Origin of the sequence: Sphingobacterium sp. FBM7-1 (assembly GCF_020687765.1) — a bacterium.
Taxonomy (GTDB): Bacteria; Bacteroidota; Bacteroidia; order Sphingobacteriales; family Sphingobacteriaceae; genus Sphingobacterium.
This window is the reverse complement of sequence record NZ_JAJEWJ010000003.1, coordinates 276,213-291,607: the sequence shown is the minus strand read 5'-3', so window position 1 is coordinate 291,607 and position 15,395 is coordinate 276,213. Positions and strand designations below refer to the sequence as shown.

Genomic DNA, 15,395 nt, shown 5'->3' with positions numbered 1-15,395 from the left:
AAAATTTAAATATTATGTTTTTTCAACACGTATACGACAAGACATTAGCGCAAGCAAGTTATATTATTGGATGTCAAGCAAAAGGCGAAGCTATCGTCATTGACCCAAAACGCGATGTAGATACTTACTTAGAAATCGCGGCTCAAAATAATTTAAAAATCACTAAAGTAACAGAAACACATATTCATGCAGACTTCTTAAGTGGAGCGCGCGAGTTGGTAGCTTTAACAGGGGCTGAATTATTATTATCAGATGAAGGTGGTGCAGATTGGCAATATGAGTTTGCACACATAGGATTGAAACATGGAGATGTGATTACTTTGGGTAATTTGACATTAGAAGTGTTGCACACACCAGGTCACACACCTGAAAGTATTAGCTTCTTGTTGACAGATCATCCAGCGACAGCAGAACCTATTATGTTGTTCACGGGAGATTTTGTGTTCGTAGGGGATGTGGGCAGACCAGATTTGTTAGAAAAAGCAGCTGGTATGACAGGTACACAAGAAAAAGGTGCTAAACAATTGTTCGAGTCGATCAAACGCTTTATGAGTTTAGCAGATCACGTACAAGTATGGCCAGGTCACGGAGCAGGTTCGGCTTGTGGTAAAGCTTTAGGAGCTGTGCCAAGTACAACAGTAGGTTACGAAAAAATCAGAAATTGGGCGTTGCAATATGGTGATAACGAAGAATCTTTCACAAAAGATTTATTAGATGGTCAGCCCGAAGCGCCGAAGTATTTTGCGATGATGAAGAAGTTGAATAAAGTGGATAGACCTTTATTGACTACTGTACCTCAACATAAAAAATTATCAAAAGAAGAATTTTTGAAAGTGTATCAAGAAGGTATGTTGGTGATGGATACACGTAATAAAGTAGAATTTGCCAAAGGTTATTTGCCTAATTCATTAAATATCCAAGGCAACAATTCATTTGCTAACTGGATGGGTTGGGTGCTTAGCTACGATGTTCCATTTGTGCTTATTGCGGATGAATCAGCTATGGAAGATATCACACGCAAGTTGATGCGTATAGGATTGGATAATATATATGGTTTTATTGATTCTGTAACAGATTTGGGCATGGAGTTGCAAACAGCAAACGTGATTGATATGGATCAATTTGAGGCCGCTATTCAAGAAGATAATGTTCAAGTTGTAGATGTGCGGAATGAGAAAGAATTCGTTGCAGGACATATTGAAGGTGCTACACATGCTTTTGTAGGAACGCTAGTGTCGAACTTGGATAAGTTAGATAAATCAAAAGATATCGTGATTCACTGTCAGGCAGGTGACCGTTCAACCATAGCGTATTCAATTTTGAAGAAAAATGGTTTTGAGTCGGTGAGAAACTATGCTGGAGGCATGAAAGAATGGATGACTAATAATAAACCCTTAAAATAATATTTATGAGAAATTTAATTTTCGGAATGAGTTTGATTTTGTCGATGATAGGTTTTAACCTTCATGCGCAAGATCTTATCCTAAAGCGTCTATATGAAGATGGTCTTTCGCAAAGTGGTTACATCCTGATTGATAACCAATCAAAGGAAGCGATTGTGATCGATCCACGTAAAGATGTACAAGAGTTCATCGATACATTGAGTGCGTATGACGCTAATTTGAAATTCGTTACCGAAACACATATTCATGCCGATTATCTAAGTGGCGCGCGTGAATTAGCAAAATTGACTGCATCAACGTTAGCATTGTCTCAAGAGGGACCTGCGGAATGGCAATATAAATTTGATTATCTACCATTGAAACAAGGAGATAAGTTGGCATTTGGAGAATATTTTCTCCAAGTGCTACATACTCCGGGGCATACGCCAGAGAGTATTAGCTTTTTGCTGTATTCGAATGCCAATAAGCTTAATCCAATAAAAGCTTTTACAGGGGATTTTCTTTTTGTAGGTGATGTGGGGAGACCTGATTTATTAGAGAAATACGAAGAGGGTGATACAAATTCTACAGCTTCTGCTGCAGCGCTTTATCACAGTATCGAAAAGTTCAGAAAGCTACCTGATGATTTGGAAATATGGCCTGGTCATGGTGCAGGTTCATTCTGTGGAAAGACGTTGAGCAATATTCCATTTTCTACATTGAAGGCTGAAAAATTGACTAATCCTGCTCTACAATATTCAGGTAAAGAAGCTGAATTTATAAAATACATATTGGCAGATCAAGTTGTTCCTCCTCCATATTTCAAGTTGATGAAAGAGTGGAATCGTGATGGGACATATTGTAAGTTGGTGGATGACCGATATGCAGTAATTGATGCTTCGGAAATAAAAAATCTGATTGGTAAGGGGGTAAAAGTAATCGACACACGCGTTCGCAAAGAAGTAGGAAAGGGATTTCATCCGAATACTATCCATGTTGAGTTGAATAAAGGATTCAATAATTGGTTTGCACAATTAGTAAATCATAAGGACCAAGTCGTATTTATAGTAGAAAAGGACAACGAGAAGGCATTAGCACATAAGTTGATGCGTGTAGGGTTTGACAATGTGTTAGGCGTGGTAAACGATATTTCGTCTGAGCACTTGAAGTCAATTAAATATATTAAAGCTGAAGACTTGACAAAAGCTGTGCAGAGAAGAGGCATACAAGCTTGGGATATCCGTACAGCTAAAGAATACGCTGAAGGACATATTGCTGGTATAGCAAATTTGCCTTTGCTTGAAATAAAAGAGAAAGCGTCAAAACTAGATAAAAATCAACCGATCCTAATTCATTGTCAAAGTGGAGCTCGTGCAGCTATTGGTTATTCACTTTTTGAAAGTTTGGGTTTTACAGACATTACTGTTTATGATGGAGGTATCAATGAATGGAAAAAGTTGGGGAATAAACTGGTTAGCGAATAGTAGTGTCATTTTAATAATAATAGTTATGTTATCAATATTTAAAGGAATATTTTCAAATGATGATACAGCTTTAAAAGAGGTATTAGTGAAAAATAATCCACAACTAATAGATGTACGCACGCCTTTAGAATTTAATGGTGGTACGGTAAAAGGCGCAAAGAACATTCCATTGAGCGAGTTAGAAAGCAAATTGGGTTCACTGGATAAATCAAAGAATATTGTAGTCTTCTGTCAAAGTGGTAATAGAAGTGGCCAAGCGATGCGTATACTACAAAATAAAGGTTTTGAAAAGGTACATAATGGTGGTGGCTGGCGTGCATTGAAATCGCTTGTGGAAAGCATCTAGTTTGCTTTATGTTAAAGGGTATTTTAACAGGAATAGTTGTATTGGTTAGTTTATCTGTCGCTCATGCGCAAGGGGAATATAGTGTGTGGGGGAGAGCGACAGTTGGCTATTCTTTTGACAAGTTTAATAAACTGGATACGGAAATACAATACCGCAGGCAAAGTTTAAGAGAAAGTAACGTAGGTGTTCAAAAGCCATTGTTGGAATCTTTCAGATGGTGGTATCATCGTAATTTGGGAATTGATTTTAATGTTTCTTTATCGCCATTTGCCTATTTTTCGCATAGCCAAATTGATTTGAGTAAAGAAGATTATGTGCAAGATAGTCGCGAAATTCGATTTTCAGCTGCAGGGCAATGGCAAAAATCGATTGCCAAAAATTGGCAAATCTCTAATCGTGCAGCAGTAGAAAGTCGTCATTTTACATCCGACAATCGTTATGTATTACGTGCTCGAAATCGTATAGGGCTGAAAGCACAAATTACGGATAATTATAGTTTATCCCTTTCGGAAGAACTATTAGTAAATCCAATAGGAAAAGTTGGCAAGAATCCTATAGACCATAATCGTGTTCAACTGATGAATGAAATTAGAATTTCACCTCATCTAAAATCTGAAATCGGCTATATCTGGATTGAAAGGTACAAAGCGAAGAAAAACATATTTAATACCGAACATGTTGCGTTTGTAAATCTGTATTATCAGATTCATTAGTGTAACTTTTGTTACTGACTAGGTTTGCAGAGTTTCTTAATTTAGTACATATTTAAAAAAATAAAGATGGAATTATTTATAAAACAATATGGCATGACCATAGTAGGTGTTCTATTAGGAGCATTAGGCGGTTTTCTATATTATAAATATGTAGGTTGCGTCAATGGTACGTGCGCTATTACAGCTAATCCCTATATCAGCACGTTATATGGTGCGATGATGGGCGGATTATTGTTTTCAAATTTTAAATAAGAAGATTATGAGTAAATCGTTTCAAGATATTATCAATCAAGATAAACGCGTATTGGTAGATTTTTTTGCGACTTGGTGCGAACCTTGTCAAATGCAAGCTCCTATATTGTCTGAAGTTAAGGATGTGCTAGGCGAGCAAGCAGATATTATTAAAATTGATGTAGATAGAAACAATGCTTTAGCAGGACAATATGCCATTCGTTCGGTACCAACCTTGGTGCTTTTCAAAAAAGGTGAAGTTGTTTGGCGTAAATCGGGTGTAGGTCAAAGAGATGAATTGACAGCGTTGATTAATCAACATGTATAAAAGTAAAAGCTTATATTAGTGGTGATGCAAGGCAAATGGAATACTATCTTACGTTTTAGCGGTCTAGTACTGCTAATGGTAATGTTGTGTTTGCCTTGTTTTGCTAAGCAAACTTTAAAACAATCTTGGGGCATTCCTGTTGCAGATGGTAAATCGGTAGCTAAGATTAGCCATACCATTTGTAATTTTTCAGAATTTACTTCCCAACAAGTAAAGCGGGAAGTTTCCTTACAAGGAATCATTCCTTCACACAGCAATCAATTTGTAGCTTCAGAAAAATTATTAGCAAGTTTTCAAGTAAAAGATTACTTAGCATTACTTCACAAACCTTACCTCAACTCACTCCATATTCTTTTTCAGCAATTTAGGATTTAGTATTGAATGCGGTGCATTTTCTTGCAAGTAGTATTCAATAATAATAAATCTTAAAACACCTTATAATGAAAGAAAAAGAAGGAGTTTCTCCATTATCCATCTTAATACTTCGTGTGGCTGTTACTGGTATTTTTATTAATGCAGGTATTTCACATCTAGTAAACACGTCTAAAACTGTAGCTCGGCTACAACAATCTCCATTTGTCGAATTATTAGAAAAGTTCCTTTCGCTGGAATCACAAGTGCGTATGTCGGGCTATGCGATGATTGTATTTGGGATTACTTTTTTATTAGGTATATATACGCGTTGGTCAGCCTTAATTTTATTTTTAATTCTAGTTCCTATCACATTAATTATACAGAGCGATGCAGGATTATTGCACGGTCCATTATGGAAAAATGTCGCTATTGGCGGTGGATTATTGTTTTTTATATTGAACAATACAGAAGCTTACTCACTATTTAATTTTAAAAAATAAATAACTATGTTCAGAATTTTAACTATTATATTCATTTCTTTTCTTAGTATCTCCATCGCTATGGCAAAAAGCAAAGACACAACAATCACAATCTTACAAACAGCAGATCTGCATGCGTATCTAAATAAGCACAATGAGCTTTTTGTGGAAAAAGGTAAGGTAAAGTTTCGTGAAGCGGGAGGGCTGGCACATATCAAGACCTTGGTCGAAGGAGTTCGTAATGATAATCCGAATGGTACTCTCTTGATTGACGGAGGTGATTTCATACAAGGGAGTGGAGAAAGTGTACTTAGCCAAGGTGCAATATTTCCAACTATTGTGAATGAAATGAACTACGATTTAATGATTCCAGGAAATTGGGAAGTAATTTACGGTAAGCAAGTCATGATGGATATTATGACCAAATACAAAACTTCTGTAATTGTATCCAATATGTATCACGAAACCGACAATTCCGCCTTGTTTCCCCCTTACTGGATTACGGAAAAGCAAGGTTTGAAAATTGGTTTTATTGCGTACAATGACCCTGAAATTCCGATTCGTCAGAACCCAATGTTTAGTGAAGGTATCTTGTTTACGGAAGTAGAAGCAAATTTGAAATCACTAATTACACATTTACGTGAAGAGAAACAAGTCGATCTACTTTTTATAGTCGCACATATAGGTATATCCAAGCAACTGATGCTTGCCAATAATCCTGCGGTAGATGGGGTAGATTTTATTTTTGGAAGCGACACACACGAGCGTGTCCGTCAACCTATCAAGGGAAAATATGCAATGGTATTGGAGCCGGGTTCTTTTGGTTCTTTCGTTGGGAAATTAGATTTGAAAATTAAAAACCGGAAAATAGCAGATTTCAATTACGAATTGCTGGAGGTTAATCCTAAAAAATATAAAGCGGATAAACACATACAACAGATTGTTGATTCGTTGACCAATCCTTATCATTCGCAAATGCAGGAAATAATTGGTTACACTTCCACCCCAATTTATCGTTATTTGGTTGTTGAGAATCCGATGGATAATTTTATCACGGATGCATTATTGTGGAAATCAGGTGCCGATATTGCTATCTCGAATGGATTCCGTTTTGGTGTTCCGATTGTTCCTGAGAAGAATGGTAAGCAAGCCATCACGCGTGAAGATTTATGGCGTATGATTCCTGTGGATGAAAAAATGAAAATTGGTAGAGTCAGTGGTCAACAGATTTGGAATTGGCTCGAAAAAGAATTGAATAATGTTTTTGCTAAGAATGCCAACGAGCGTTTTGGTGGTTGGTTCCTACGTTTTGCAGGTATGAAAATAACATTTGATAGCTCAAAAGAAATGGGATCTCGTTTGTTGACCGTAGAGATAAAAGGGAGACCAATTGATTTGAATAAAGAATATACTATGGCATCTTGTAATCGTACAGGTGAGCCCTTGCATGTATTGTGTCGGATGCCGAATGCAAAAAATGTAGAGATTAAAGATTTTACGCTGCATCAAGCTATTGTGGACGATCTGAAAGAATTTTGGAAAAAAGACAACAGGTAAAAATCGATTCTCTGAATAAAAGAAGACAATTGTATAATCAACAAAAATTAATAAATTTATAACTCGAAAGTCTCCTTAAGGTTCCATCCTAATGTGTCTAATTTAGTTTGAAGACGTACAAGGATAAGGAAAACGAAGTTGTAGAGTTTGCATTGAGCCGTTCGCTTTCCCCTGCAATGGTCGCCGAGTACCAAACCCAACTGCCCCATAAAAAGCTATTGCAACAAAAATTACACGAGATTTTCGAGAACAGTAATACCTAAGATACGCAATAGACAGTGAAAAATATTGAGAGGTACAAATGAAGACCATACAGTATGCCAATACAAATTTCAGAAAGACGAGATATTAAAAATGCAACATCATTATAGAACAACAATTAAATGGACAGGGAACAAAGGCACAGGGACTGATAACTATAGGAATTACGAAAGAAACTACGAGGTTACTGTCACAGATAAGCCTAAAATTTTTGGTTCTTCAGACCCAGCATTTCGAGGGGATAAAACCAAATACAACCCAGAAGATTTATTAGTCACATCATTATCTTCCTGCCATATGCTATGGTACTTGCATTTGTGTTCAGAAGCGGGAGTAATCGTGATAGATTATATTGACAACGCTACGGGAATAATGGTAGAAACTTCAAATGGAGGAGGGCAGTTTGTGGAAGTAACACTTAATCCAAACGTATCTGTAAAGGAACTATGGATGATTGATAAGGCGAATGAATTGCATAAAAAAGCGAATGAACTTTGTTTTATTGCCAATTCTGTAAATTTTCCAGTTCATCATAATTCGACAATAACTGTAGCAAGTATATAATGATTGAAGAGTTAAGATTTATAGAAAATCGGCTATTAAACACAAATGGTTTGCGTATCGGGCATATACAAGAAGAAGCCGAATGTAAGGAATACGATGGGTATAATTTTGATGTTGGAGCGTTTAAAATAAAATACAGGAAGGCGAAAATTACGCCAAAGAAAATTGGACAATTTGTAACCCTATGGAAAAGAAACTCTCAAAATCAGACTGAACCACCCTCAAACATACTCAGATAATGCGGGATGTTTCCGGCACCGACATGACTTACATCGATTAAGAATAGGGTGTCGAATTTGGCGGCTTCAGCCAGTTTCGCCTGTTGTATATAAAAGTCAATATTTTCGCTGGCATCTACCGGCATATCCGGATGTTGCCAACCCACATAGTTCCAACCTAAACCATTAAGGTTGGCCGCTAATTTTAACTTTTTTCTATTGCTATTTAAATCCATGCCTTATCTTTCATTTATGGGGCAATACAGTTTTATTTTCTGAATTAATCTCGTCCATGAGTTCGGCAAAAAGCCGGACGGATTTAATGCGATCTTCACGGTTATGGGCAATCGTGACCGTAATCAGTTCATCCACGCCGGTAAGTTCAAGGAACGCTTCAATTTCCTTTTTTACTTTTTCCTTACTCCCACAGAATAGTATCGGATGTATTACACCAAAGGTTTTGGCAAAAGAGCTCAAAGATCTTGAGGAGCATCAATTAATTAAGCGCATAGTTGTGGACGATTATCCTGTAAAGATTTTATATAAAGCTGAACCTTACGCAAAAACCATAACACCGATTATTGAAGTCCTTAAAACTTGGGGACAAAATCATCGTAAAAAACTTTTTGCAGGCGGCAAGATGGATGAAGTTGAGTCTGTATTATAAGCTCCATTATTACCCCATCTTTAGCTTGACACTAATACCGAACAGTTCATCCATATTTTTCGTGCGTATTTTCCACTAATACCGACAACTGGGGTCAGGTGCTTCACACGCGATTCCCCTCCATCCACCCATTTATACATCCCTAAAAGCTTAGCCTTTGTCTAGTCAGGAATTAATATTTTAGTAACATTGCCGTTATTTTGTGATAATCTCAAAGGGCGACTTTTGCCCCCAAGAATAACAATCATGAGATACCCAATAATTATTTTGTTACTGCTTTCAAGCCTATACACGATGGCTCAAAGTATATCTGGTAAAATTACTAATGAAATCGGACAGCCTATTGCTAATGTAACCATAAGCCATCTTGAAACGGGAACCGCCAGCGTCTCAGACTCTTCAGGAAGGTACACCGTAGCATTAAAAAATACGGTAGGTCGATTAAACTTTTCGGCCATAGGTTATGCCCAAAAAGAGGTGCAGCTTACCGGTTCTTCTAATATCGATGTCGTTTTGCAGGAAGACTTTGTTAATCTCAATGAGGTCGTCGTTATCGGTTACGGTTCGATGGATAAAAAGGACCTGACGGGTGCTGTAAGCACACTCAGCGGCGAAAAACTCGAGAACATAAACGGAACACAACTATCCCAAGAGCTTCAAGGCCAGATCCCTGGTGTTACCGTCACCCGCAGTAGCAGCAGGCCAGGCGCAAGTGCCGATATCAGAATACGCGGTGTCACCACCATCGGGGATAGCAGCCCCTTGATTATCGTGGACGGCGTACCCTACAATAATATCGATGATATATCCTCCGAAGACATCAAAGATATTACCGTCTTAAAAGATGCAGCATCGGCATCAATCTATGGCTCGCGGGCAGCGGCCGGTGTTATTTTGATTACTACAAAGAATGCACCCGCTGGTACAACAAGCCTAGAAGCAGGGTTAAATATGGGGTTGGAACGCATACCAACCTTTCCTAGAAGCGTGGGTGCTACACGCTACTTACAGATGTCTAATGAGGCGATGTGGAACGATGCCGGAAACCCAGAAGGTGCCGAATACCCACTTTATTCCCAGCAAGACGTAGAGAACTGGGAAACATACCACCTGACAGATCCGAACAATTATCCCGTAACCGACTGGATCGATCTGCTGATAAAAGACAGGGCACCGCGTCAGCGCCATTTCCTGAATTTTTCCCACGGCGGCGAAAAAGTGAATTCGCGTGTCTCGTTGAACTACGAGGATACCGACGCCCTGTTTGAAAATAGCAACTATGAGCGCGTGATGGTGCGTGCGAATAACCAAATAAGATTTAACAACCGGTTAAAGGCGAACGTCGATATTAACTTAAACCGTTCGGTGAACAATAACCCTACATCCAATCCCATTAACTCTGCGCACAAATATGCACCCATATACGCCGCTACCTGGACGGATGGTCGCATTGCGGGAGGAAAGGACGGATCCAATATGTATGCCGATATTTTGTACGGTGGTTTTGATAAGAATACGAATAGCAAAGTTAACGGACGAATCTCTATGGAGTACGAACCAATAGACGGCCTGACCCTGACCGGAACGCTTTCTCCATCATATCATTTTCAAAAAGGAAAAAACTTTATAGCTAAGTTACCCTGGTACGATGCCGAAGACCCAACCATCTTAGGAGGCTATATCTCTGGACACAATAAAACAAACCTCTACGAAAGCCGTGCGGAGGTATCCACCTTAACCAAGCAGTTTATTGTGAATTACGCAAAGCGTTTCCATGGGCACAACATGAGCGTAATGGGCGGGTATGAAGACTTTACCTATGACAAGGAATCCTTGGATGCGCAGAGTGAAGATTTTGAGCTATCAAACTTCCATTATTTGAACTTAGGTAATCGCAACTCGATGTTTAACACCGGAAATGCCGTCGCCTCGGCCTATCGTTCCGTGTTCGGACGTTTATTATACGATTACGAAAGCCGCTATTATCTGCAAGCAAACTTCCGTTACGACGGCTCCTCACGTTTTCACCCGGATCACCGCTGGGCACTGTTTCCGTCGGTATCAGTAGGTTGGTCCATTTCAGAAGAATCCTTTATGGAAGATGTGGAAGGTGTCTCCATACTTAAGCTACGCGGATCTTATGGTACCTTAGGCAACGAACGTATCGGCTATTATCCGTATCAATCTTCCATCGGGTTTTCCTCCACACCTTTTTATCAAGGCGATAATATTATTTCAAAAACCACAGCCGCACAAGTTGGATATGCCATTCAAGATATCAGCTGGGAGACGACAGCTTCGTGGAATATCGGCCTAGATGGTGGGTTTTTAGGAAATCGATTAAGTGTTTCGGCCGATTATTACGTGAAACGTACACGAGACATGCTGCTCGAACTCGAAGTACCTGATTATTTAGGATATGAAAATCCTGACCAGAATACCGGGACAATGAAGACCAATGGCTGGGAATTCGTAGCAAACTGGAGCGACCGTATCGGCGACGATTTCCGATACTCCGCATCGTTTAACCTTTCTGATTTCATTTCCAATATGGGATTCTTAGGAGGTACCGTGTTTACCGGAGATCAAATCATACGCGAAGGCAGCCAATACAACGAATGGTTTGGGTATATTTCTGACGGTCTTTTTCAGAATACGCAAGAAGTAGAAAATAGCGCATTGTTGCATTCCGCCGTAAAACCAGGCGACGTACGATACCGCGATATATCGGGGCCTGATGGTGTTCCAGATGGTGTAATAACGCCAGAATACGATAAGGTATTGCTTGGCGGATCGCTTCCGCGTTTCACCTATGGAGGGAACCTAACCGTAGGCTATAAAGCATTCGATCTTTCGGTAGTTGTCCAAGGCGTAGGTAAGCAAACAAGCCGCCTAGCCCCGAATATGATTCAGCCATTTGAATCTACCTGGACAAGCCCGTCCACCTTATATGACGGTAATTATTGGAGTGTAAATAACTCCGAAGAGGAAAACAGGAACGCCCGCTTTCCGCGCTTGTCGCATCAAAGTGCCAAAAACAATAACTACGAAATGTCTGATTTCTGGCTGTTTGATGGAAGCTATTTCCGTTTGAAAAACGTAACCATCGGCTATAACCTGCCGGAGAGCCTGCTAAGCAGAATCAATATGAAGGGCGCACGTATTTATATGTCCGGTACCGATTTATTTGCTTTAAGCGACTATCCAAAAGGATACGATCCAGAAGCGTTAAACAACTCCTACATTTCAAGTACCTATAGCCTTGGGCTAAACATTAAATTTTAAATGACGATGAAAAATATATTTAAGCCATACGTTATTGGTCTGTTTTTTACAGCCATGTTATTCTCTTGCGCAGAGTTAGATTTAGTACCACCCTCCGAGGGCTCTAACGAAAACTGGTATTCAGACCAAACAGAGATAGAAATGTCTTTAAATGATCTATACCGAACCTACGTTTGGAATTTAGAGGTCAACTTCCAAACCGATCGTTGGACCGATGACTGGGCTCAGCGTCTTGTCGTGTATGAATATCCAGGCGGAGCAGTCACCAGTGAATGGTCGGATAGCGAAACAACCTGGATGAACACCTACAAAGGGATAAGCCGCGCGAACAGGGTTATCGAGAGCCTCGATCGCGTAACGGGCGTACTTCCCGAAGAAACAATCAACCGATTACGAGGCGAGGCGCGTTTTTTTAGAGCTAACTTTTACGGACGCTTGATTGCTTTATATGGCGATGTTCCCTTTTATAAAGAAACGATTACTATTGAAGAAGCCTTTGCTATGGGGCGGCACGATGCTAATGACATATTAAAAGAAGTGTACGCAGATTTCGACTATGCCATCGCTACCCTTCCCGAAGAGAATAGCGGTTCATCCGTATCACGCGTCAATAAAGGAGCCGCAATCGCTATGAAAGCCCGAGTAGCCCTTTGGATGTCCGACTGGGAAGTGGTCCGCGATGAAACGAAAAAGCTAATAGATTTAAATCTTTATAGCCTGTATCCCGATTATCAAGCATTTTTCGAATCAAAAAAAATAGAATCAGAAACCATATTTTCGCTTCCACGCTCCCGTGACCTCACCGTGGTGTGGAGCACAAAAAACTTTATGCCACGTACCGTAGGCGGTAATGCTGTGGCACAGCCGTCATGGGAGCTACTGGCCATTTATCCTTGTACCGATGGTTTACTAATTGATGAATCCCCCTTGTTTGATCCAAAGAAGCCATTTCAAAATCGCGACCCTCGTTTGAGCGCCACTATTGTAGAGTTTGGATCAGAGTTTTTGGGCGTAATTTATGATCCAGATCCACGTGCAAAAAAAGTGTTGAATGTCAACACCGGACAGATGGTAGAAAATAAGGATACCAAGGGATATACCCAGCATGCCTCTTATAATGGCTTGCAGTTGCGTAAATATGCCGATCAAAACTGGAATGCCGATCAAGCGGACAATCCCATCGTGATTATGCGTTATGCCGATGTACTATTGATGTACGCAGAAGCGAAAATTGAACTAGGGGAGATCGATGAAAGCGTTTTAGATGCGATCAACCAAGTACGCGCCCGGGCATACCAGGTAGAGGTAGGCCAAACCGCCGATTACCCAGCCGTACAAAGTACCGATGCGGAGCAGTTGCGGAAGATCTTACGCATTGAGCGCCGTATCGAGTTTGCCTGGGAACATAGACGGTTCTGGGACTTACACCGCTGGAAAGAATTTGAAAATGCCCTAGCACGCCCTTATTACGGGTTACTTCCGATTACCGAGATGAATAGTAAACTCATCGAAACCGATTTGTGGTTCTGGCCTATCACGCCAACGATCGATGCCAAAGGCTACCCCAATCTGGATGAGCTTTATAAAAAAGGCTATAGCGCGAAACTCGGTGATAGAAACTTTACAGCAAAGCAGTACCGCTGGCCGATACCCAACAAGGAAATTTTGATCAATGATCATTTAAAACAAAATAAAGGCTATTAACGAGCCACCTCTCCAGATCGGGTCATCATAAATACAAAAAAATGAATATGAAAAAGACGATTCAACATATAACGCTGTCGCTCTGTTTTGCAGCGACATTACTCTCCAACGCATTCGGGCAAGTAGTTAGCAATAAGCCTCAACTAGAAAATAAAGATTCATGGTCTATGATTATGATTCCGGATATCCAGAACTATGTCAAGTGGGGGCGTAACCAGCCCATACTGGAGCTCATGACGGCTTGGATCGAAGCGAACATCGATACCCTTAATATTCGGATGGTTGTCTGTGTAGGCGATCTCGTTCAGAATAATGAAAAAATAACGAACGACTATGACGGCGACCAATCTACACAGCGTCAATGGGAAGCCGCATCGGGTGCTTTTAAACGATTAAGCGGAAAGGTGCCGTTTATCGCAGCAACCGGAAACCATGATTACAGCATCGATCGAGAAGGGAATAGAACCTCGCGTTATAACGAATTTTTTAAGGTCGATGATAATTTCCTAAATGCGAAATATTTAGTACAGAACGCGCGCGATGAACAGCAGCAACAAACCCTAGCAAACGCAGCCTATGAGATAAAAGGTTTGGGTGGGCGCGATTACCTATTTATGACGATGGAATTTGCTCCGAGAGACACCATTGTGAGCTGGGCGAAAAAAGTGGCGGATATGCCTGCCTATAAAGATCATCGCATTGTCTTGGTAACCCATAGTTACTTAACCCCAAAAGACGAGCTTGGTAATACACCGAGTAAATGGTTACTGTGGGAACCCTATCAAGTGGACGGAAAAATACTGAAATCAGGAGGTATTATGCTACCTAACGCCAATAACGGCCAGCAACTCTGGGATAAGTTCGTTCAACCTTCCTCCAACATAGATATCGTCCTGAGCGGTCATTTTACCGGTGAAGGCTATAAAAAAGGGATCAACGATCATGGTAAATCTGTCCACCAGATCTTGTTCGATGCCCAAGCCATGGGCGGCGGCGGACGTAGCGGAAACGGTGGTGACGGCTGGCTTCGTATACTTGAATTCTTTCCGGATGATGCAACCGTAAAAGTGCGTACCTTCTCTCCTTTATTTGGCATATCGCCCACCACGCAGGAGCATGCCTGGAAGAAAGATGCCCGGAATGAGTACACGATTGAGCTGGATTAAATCAGCGCACACATCAGCCCCCTCTTCGCTATATATACCGCATCTCCGTCGCCTTATGGATAAGTGCCGCAACATTGTTGGCCCTAAACTTTTGCAGGAGATTACGTCTATGGCTTTCTACGGTGAGGGGGCTGATAAATATTTTTTCACCTATTTCTACGGAGTTCAGCCCCGCTGCCAAGAGGGAAAGCACCTCTTTTTCCCGTCGGGTAATGACCGGGAGATCACCGGTCTGGTGTCTCCATAATACATTTTCGATCCCCTCACTAAAAACCGCTTTCCCTTCTACCGCCGTATGGATCCCCGAAATCACTTCATCGGCCGATGCATTTTTCAAAAAGTAACCACTGGCACCCGCATGCAACATGCGTTGAATAATACTGTATTCATTTATATTGCTGATAGCGATCACCACCGCGGCCTCATGAAGCCCTTTGATCGCAGCACATTCGTCAATACCATTACTGTCGGGCAGGTTGATATCGAGCAATACCACGTCCACGGTCTGCTCCCGCAGGTAACTCCGCATCGAAGCCGCATCAGCAAACTTACCAACAAGCCGTATCCCTTCAGCGTCTTGCAAGATGTATTCAAACCCCTGTAAAACCACGGGGTGATCATCCACGATAATAACTTTAATAGGTTCCCTCTCCATC

At 40.6% G+C, this 15,395-nt stretch carries 19 protein-coding genes; 16 read left to right on the top strand and 3 right to left on the bottom strand.

Annotation, left to right across the window (positions count from 1 at the left end; all coding sequences use genetic code 11):
• Window positions 1–14 precede the first annotated feature (14 nt).
• From LKO28_RS08030 to LKO28_RS07975, 12 genes are all read left to right on the top strand, one after another.
• Window positions 15–1,403 carry an MBL fold metallo-hydrolase gene (locus LKO28_RS08030; RefSeq protein WP_227694316.1) on the top strand — a complete coding sequence of 463 codons (1,389 nt, stop codon included), beginning with the start codon at window positions 15–17 and terminating at the stop codon, window positions 1,401–1,403.
• A 5-nt stretch (window positions 1,404–1,408) separates the two neighbouring features.
• Window positions 1,409–2,866 carry an MBL fold metallo-hydrolase gene (locus tag LKO28_RS08025; RefSeq protein ID WP_227694315.1) on the top strand — a complete coding sequence of 486 codons (1,458 nt, stop codon included), beginning with the start codon at window positions 1,409–1,411 and terminating at the stop codon, window positions 2,864–2,866.
• Window positions 2,811–3,212: a rhodanese-like domain-containing protein gene (locus LKO28_RS08020; protein WP_227694313.1), complete on the top strand. Its 402-nt coding sequence runs from the start codon at window positions 2,811–2,813 to the stop codon at window positions 3,210–3,212. Before LKO28_RS08025 ends, LKO28_RS08020 begins: the two co-directional genes overlap by 56 nt.
• A gap of 8 nt (window positions 3,213–3,220) precedes the next feature.
• Window positions 3,221–3,925 carry a DUF2490 domain-containing protein gene (locus LKO28_RS08015; RefSeq protein WP_227694311.1) on the top strand — a complete coding sequence of 235 codons (705 nt, stop codon included), beginning with the start codon at window positions 3,221–3,223 and terminating at the stop codon, window positions 3,923–3,925.
• Between the two features lie 93 nt (window positions 3,926–4,018).
• Window positions 4,019–4,177 carry a hypothetical protein gene (locus LKO28_RS08010; protein ID WP_262906048.1) on the top strand — a complete coding sequence of 53 codons (159 nt, stop codon included), beginning with the start codon at window positions 4,019–4,021 and terminating at the stop codon, window positions 4,175–4,177.
• A 7-nt stretch (window positions 4,178–4,184) separates the two neighbouring features.
• Window positions 4,185–4,484, top strand: coding sequence for a thioredoxin (trxA, locus tag LKO28_RS08005; RefSeq protein ID WP_262906047.1), 300 nt, complete (start codon window positions 4,185–4,187; stop codon window positions 4,482–4,484).
• A 24-nt stretch (window positions 4,485–4,508) separates the two neighbouring features.
• Window positions 4,509–4,859: a hypothetical protein gene (locus LKO28_RS08000; RefSeq protein WP_227694309.1), complete on the top strand. Its 351-nt coding sequence runs from the start codon at window positions 4,509–4,511 to the stop codon at window positions 4,857–4,859.
• A 65-nt stretch (window positions 4,860–4,924) separates the two neighbouring features.
• The gene (locus tag LKO28_RS07995) at window positions 4,925–5,338 is read left to right on the top strand and encodes a DoxX family protein (protein ID WP_149912923.1); all 414 of its coding nucleotides are present in this window, start codon (window positions 4,925–4,927) and stop codon (window positions 5,336–5,338) included.
• Between the two features lie 6 nt (window positions 5,339–5,344).
• Window positions 5,345–6,874, top strand: a complete 1,530-nt coding sequence (locus LKO28_RS07990) for a bifunctional metallophosphatase/5'-nucleotidase (protein ID WP_227694307.1) — start codon at window positions 5,345–5,347, stop codon at window positions 6,872–6,874.
• Window positions 6,875–6,981: 107 nt separating this feature from the next.
• A complete protein-coding gene (locus LKO28_RS07985; RefSeq protein ID WP_227694306.1) occupies window positions 6,982–7,137 on the top strand; it encodes a hypothetical protein in 156 nt (51 codons plus the stop codon).
• A 91-nt stretch (window positions 7,138–7,228) separates the two neighbouring features.
• Entirely contained in the window at window positions 7,229–7,699 is a 471-nt protein-coding gene (locus tag LKO28_RS07980) for an OsmC family protein (protein WP_227694304.1), read from the top strand.
• Window positions 7,699–7,938 carry a MepB family protein gene (locus LKO28_RS07975; RefSeq protein ID WP_227694302.1) on the top strand — a complete coding sequence of 80 codons (240 nt, stop codon included), beginning with the start codon at window positions 7,699–7,701 and terminating at the stop codon, window positions 7,936–7,938. Before LKO28_RS07980 ends, LKO28_RS07975 begins: the two co-directional genes overlap by 1 nt.
• On the opposite strand, the gene LKO28_RS07970 is transcribed toward LKO28_RS07975, so the two are convergent.
• Together LKO28_RS07970 and LKO28_RS07965 are read right to left on the bottom strand one after the other, a co-directional pair.
• Window positions 7,905–8,153 carry a hypothetical protein gene (locus tag LKO28_RS07970; RefSeq protein WP_227694301.1) on the bottom strand — a complete coding sequence of 83 codons (249 nt, stop codon included), beginning with the start codon at window positions 8,151–8,153 and terminating at the stop codon, window positions 7,905–7,907. The two genes, LKO28_RS07975 and LKO28_RS07970, sit on opposite strands and share 34 nt — an antisense overlap.
• A gap of 10 nt (window positions 8,154–8,163) precedes the next feature.
• The gene (locus tag LKO28_RS07965) at window positions 8,164–8,394 is read right to left on the bottom strand and encodes a hypothetical protein (protein ID WP_227694367.1); all 231 of its coding nucleotides are present in this window, start codon (window positions 8,392–8,394) and stop codon (window positions 8,164–8,166) included.
• Between LKO28_RS07965 and LKO28_RS07960 the strand changes: the two genes are divergently transcribed.
• The 4 genes from LKO28_RS07960 to LKO28_RS07945 all read left to right on the top strand — a co-directional run bounded on the left by LKO28_RS07960 (window position 8,378) and on the right by LKO28_RS07945 (window position 14,739).
• Window positions 8,378–8,584: a winged helix-turn-helix transcriptional regulator gene (locus tag LKO28_RS07960; RefSeq protein ID WP_262906046.1), complete on the top strand. Its 207-nt coding sequence runs from the start codon at window positions 8,378–8,380 to the stop codon at window positions 8,582–8,584. The two genes, LKO28_RS07965 and LKO28_RS07960, sit on opposite strands and share 17 nt — an antisense overlap.
• Window positions 8,585–8,830: 246 nt before the next feature.
• Entirely contained in the window at window positions 8,831–11,869 is a 3,039-nt protein-coding gene (locus LKO28_RS07955; RefSeq protein WP_227694299.1) for a SusC/RagA family TonB-linked outer membrane protein, read from the top strand.
• A gap of 6 nt (window positions 11,870–11,875) precedes the next feature.
• Window positions 11,876–13,573 carry a RagB/SusD family nutrient uptake outer membrane protein gene (locus LKO28_RS07950; protein ID WP_227694298.1) on the top strand — a complete coding sequence of 566 codons (1,698 nt, stop codon included), beginning with the start codon at window positions 11,876–11,878 and terminating at the stop codon, window positions 13,571–13,573.
• 47 nt (window positions 13,574–13,620) lie between these two features.
• On the top strand, window positions 13,621–14,739 hold the full coding sequence (locus LKO28_RS07945; protein ID WP_227694296.1) for a metallophosphoesterase: 1,119 nt from the start codon (window positions 13,621–13,623) through the stop codon (window positions 14,737–14,739).
• Between the two features lie 28 nt (window positions 14,740–14,767).
• Here LKO28_RS07945 and LKO28_RS07940 read toward each other — a convergent pair whose 3' ends face one another.
• On the bottom strand, window positions 14,768–15,394 hold the full coding sequence (locus tag LKO28_RS07940) for a response regulator transcription factor (protein WP_227694294.1): 627 nt from the start codon (window positions 15,392–15,394) through the stop codon (window positions 14,768–14,770).
• Window position 15,395 lies beyond the last annotated feature (1 nt).

What these genes read in the sequence shown, in the direction of transcription:
- LKO28_RS07950 (WP_227694298.1), top strand. Translation starts at nt 11,876, where the DNA reads ATGAAAAATATATTTAAGCCATACGTTATTGGTCTGTTTTTTACAGCC.
- LKO28_RS07945 (WP_227694296.1), top strand. Translation starts at nt 13,621, where the DNA reads ATGAAAAAGACGATTCAACATATAACGCTGTCGCTCTGTTTTGCAGCG.
- LKO28_RS07940 (WP_227694294.1), bottom strand. Translation starts at nt 15,394, where the DNA reads ATGGAGAGGGAACCTATTAAAGTTATTATCGTGGATGATCACCCCGTG.
- LKO28_RS08000 (WP_227694309.1), top strand. Translation starts at nt 4,509, where the DNA reads ATGCAAGGCAAATGGAATACTATCTTACGTTTTAGCGGTCTAGTACTG.
- LKO28_RS07955 (WP_227694299.1), top strand. Translation starts at nt 8,831, where the DNA reads ATGAGATACCCAATAATTATTTTGTTACTGCTTTCAAGCCTATACACG.
- LKO28_RS07995 (WP_149912923.1), top strand. Translation starts at nt 4,925, where the DNA reads ATGAAAGAAAAAGAAGGAGTTTCTCCATTATCCATCTTAATACTTCGT.
- LKO28_RS08020 (WP_227694313.1), top strand. Translation starts at nt 2,811, where the DNA reads ATGATGGAGGTATCAATGAATGGAAAAAGTTGGGGAATAAACTGGTTA.
- LKO28_RS07990 (WP_227694307.1), top strand. Translation starts at nt 5,345, where the DNA reads ATGTTCAGAATTTTAACTATTATATTCATTTCTTTTCTTAGTATCTCC.
- LKO28_RS07975 (WP_227694302.1), top strand. Translation starts at nt 7,699, where the DNA reads ATGATTGAAGAGTTAAGATTTATAGAAAATCGGCTATTAAACACAAAT.
- LKO28_RS08010 (WP_262906048.1), top strand. Translation starts at nt 4,019, where the DNA reads ATGACCATAGTAGGTGTTCTATTAGGAGCATTAGGCGGTTTTCTATAT.
- trxA (WP_262906047.1), top strand. Translation starts at nt 4,185, where the DNA reads ATGAGTAAATCGTTTCAAGATATTATCAATCAAGATAAACGCGTATTG.
- LKO28_RS07980 (WP_227694304.1), top strand. Translation starts at nt 7,229, where the DNA reads ATGCAACATCATTATAGAACAACAATTAAATGGACAGGGAACAAAGGC.
- LKO28_RS07970 (WP_227694301.1), bottom strand. Translation starts at nt 8,153, where the DNA reads ATGGATTTAAATAGCAATAGAAAAAAGTTAAAATTAGCGGCCAACCTT.
- LKO28_RS08025 (WP_227694315.1), top strand. Translation starts at nt 1,409, where the DNA reads ATGAGAAATTTAATTTTCGGAATGAGTTTGATTTTGTCGATGATAGGT.
- LKO28_RS08015 (WP_227694311.1), top strand. Translation starts at nt 3,221, where the DNA reads ATGTTAAAGGGTATTTTAACAGGAATAGTTGTATTGGTTAGTTTATCT.
- LKO28_RS08030 (WP_227694316.1), top strand. Translation starts at nt 15, where the DNA reads ATGTTTTTTCAACACGTATACGACAAGACATTAGCGCAAGCAAGTTAT.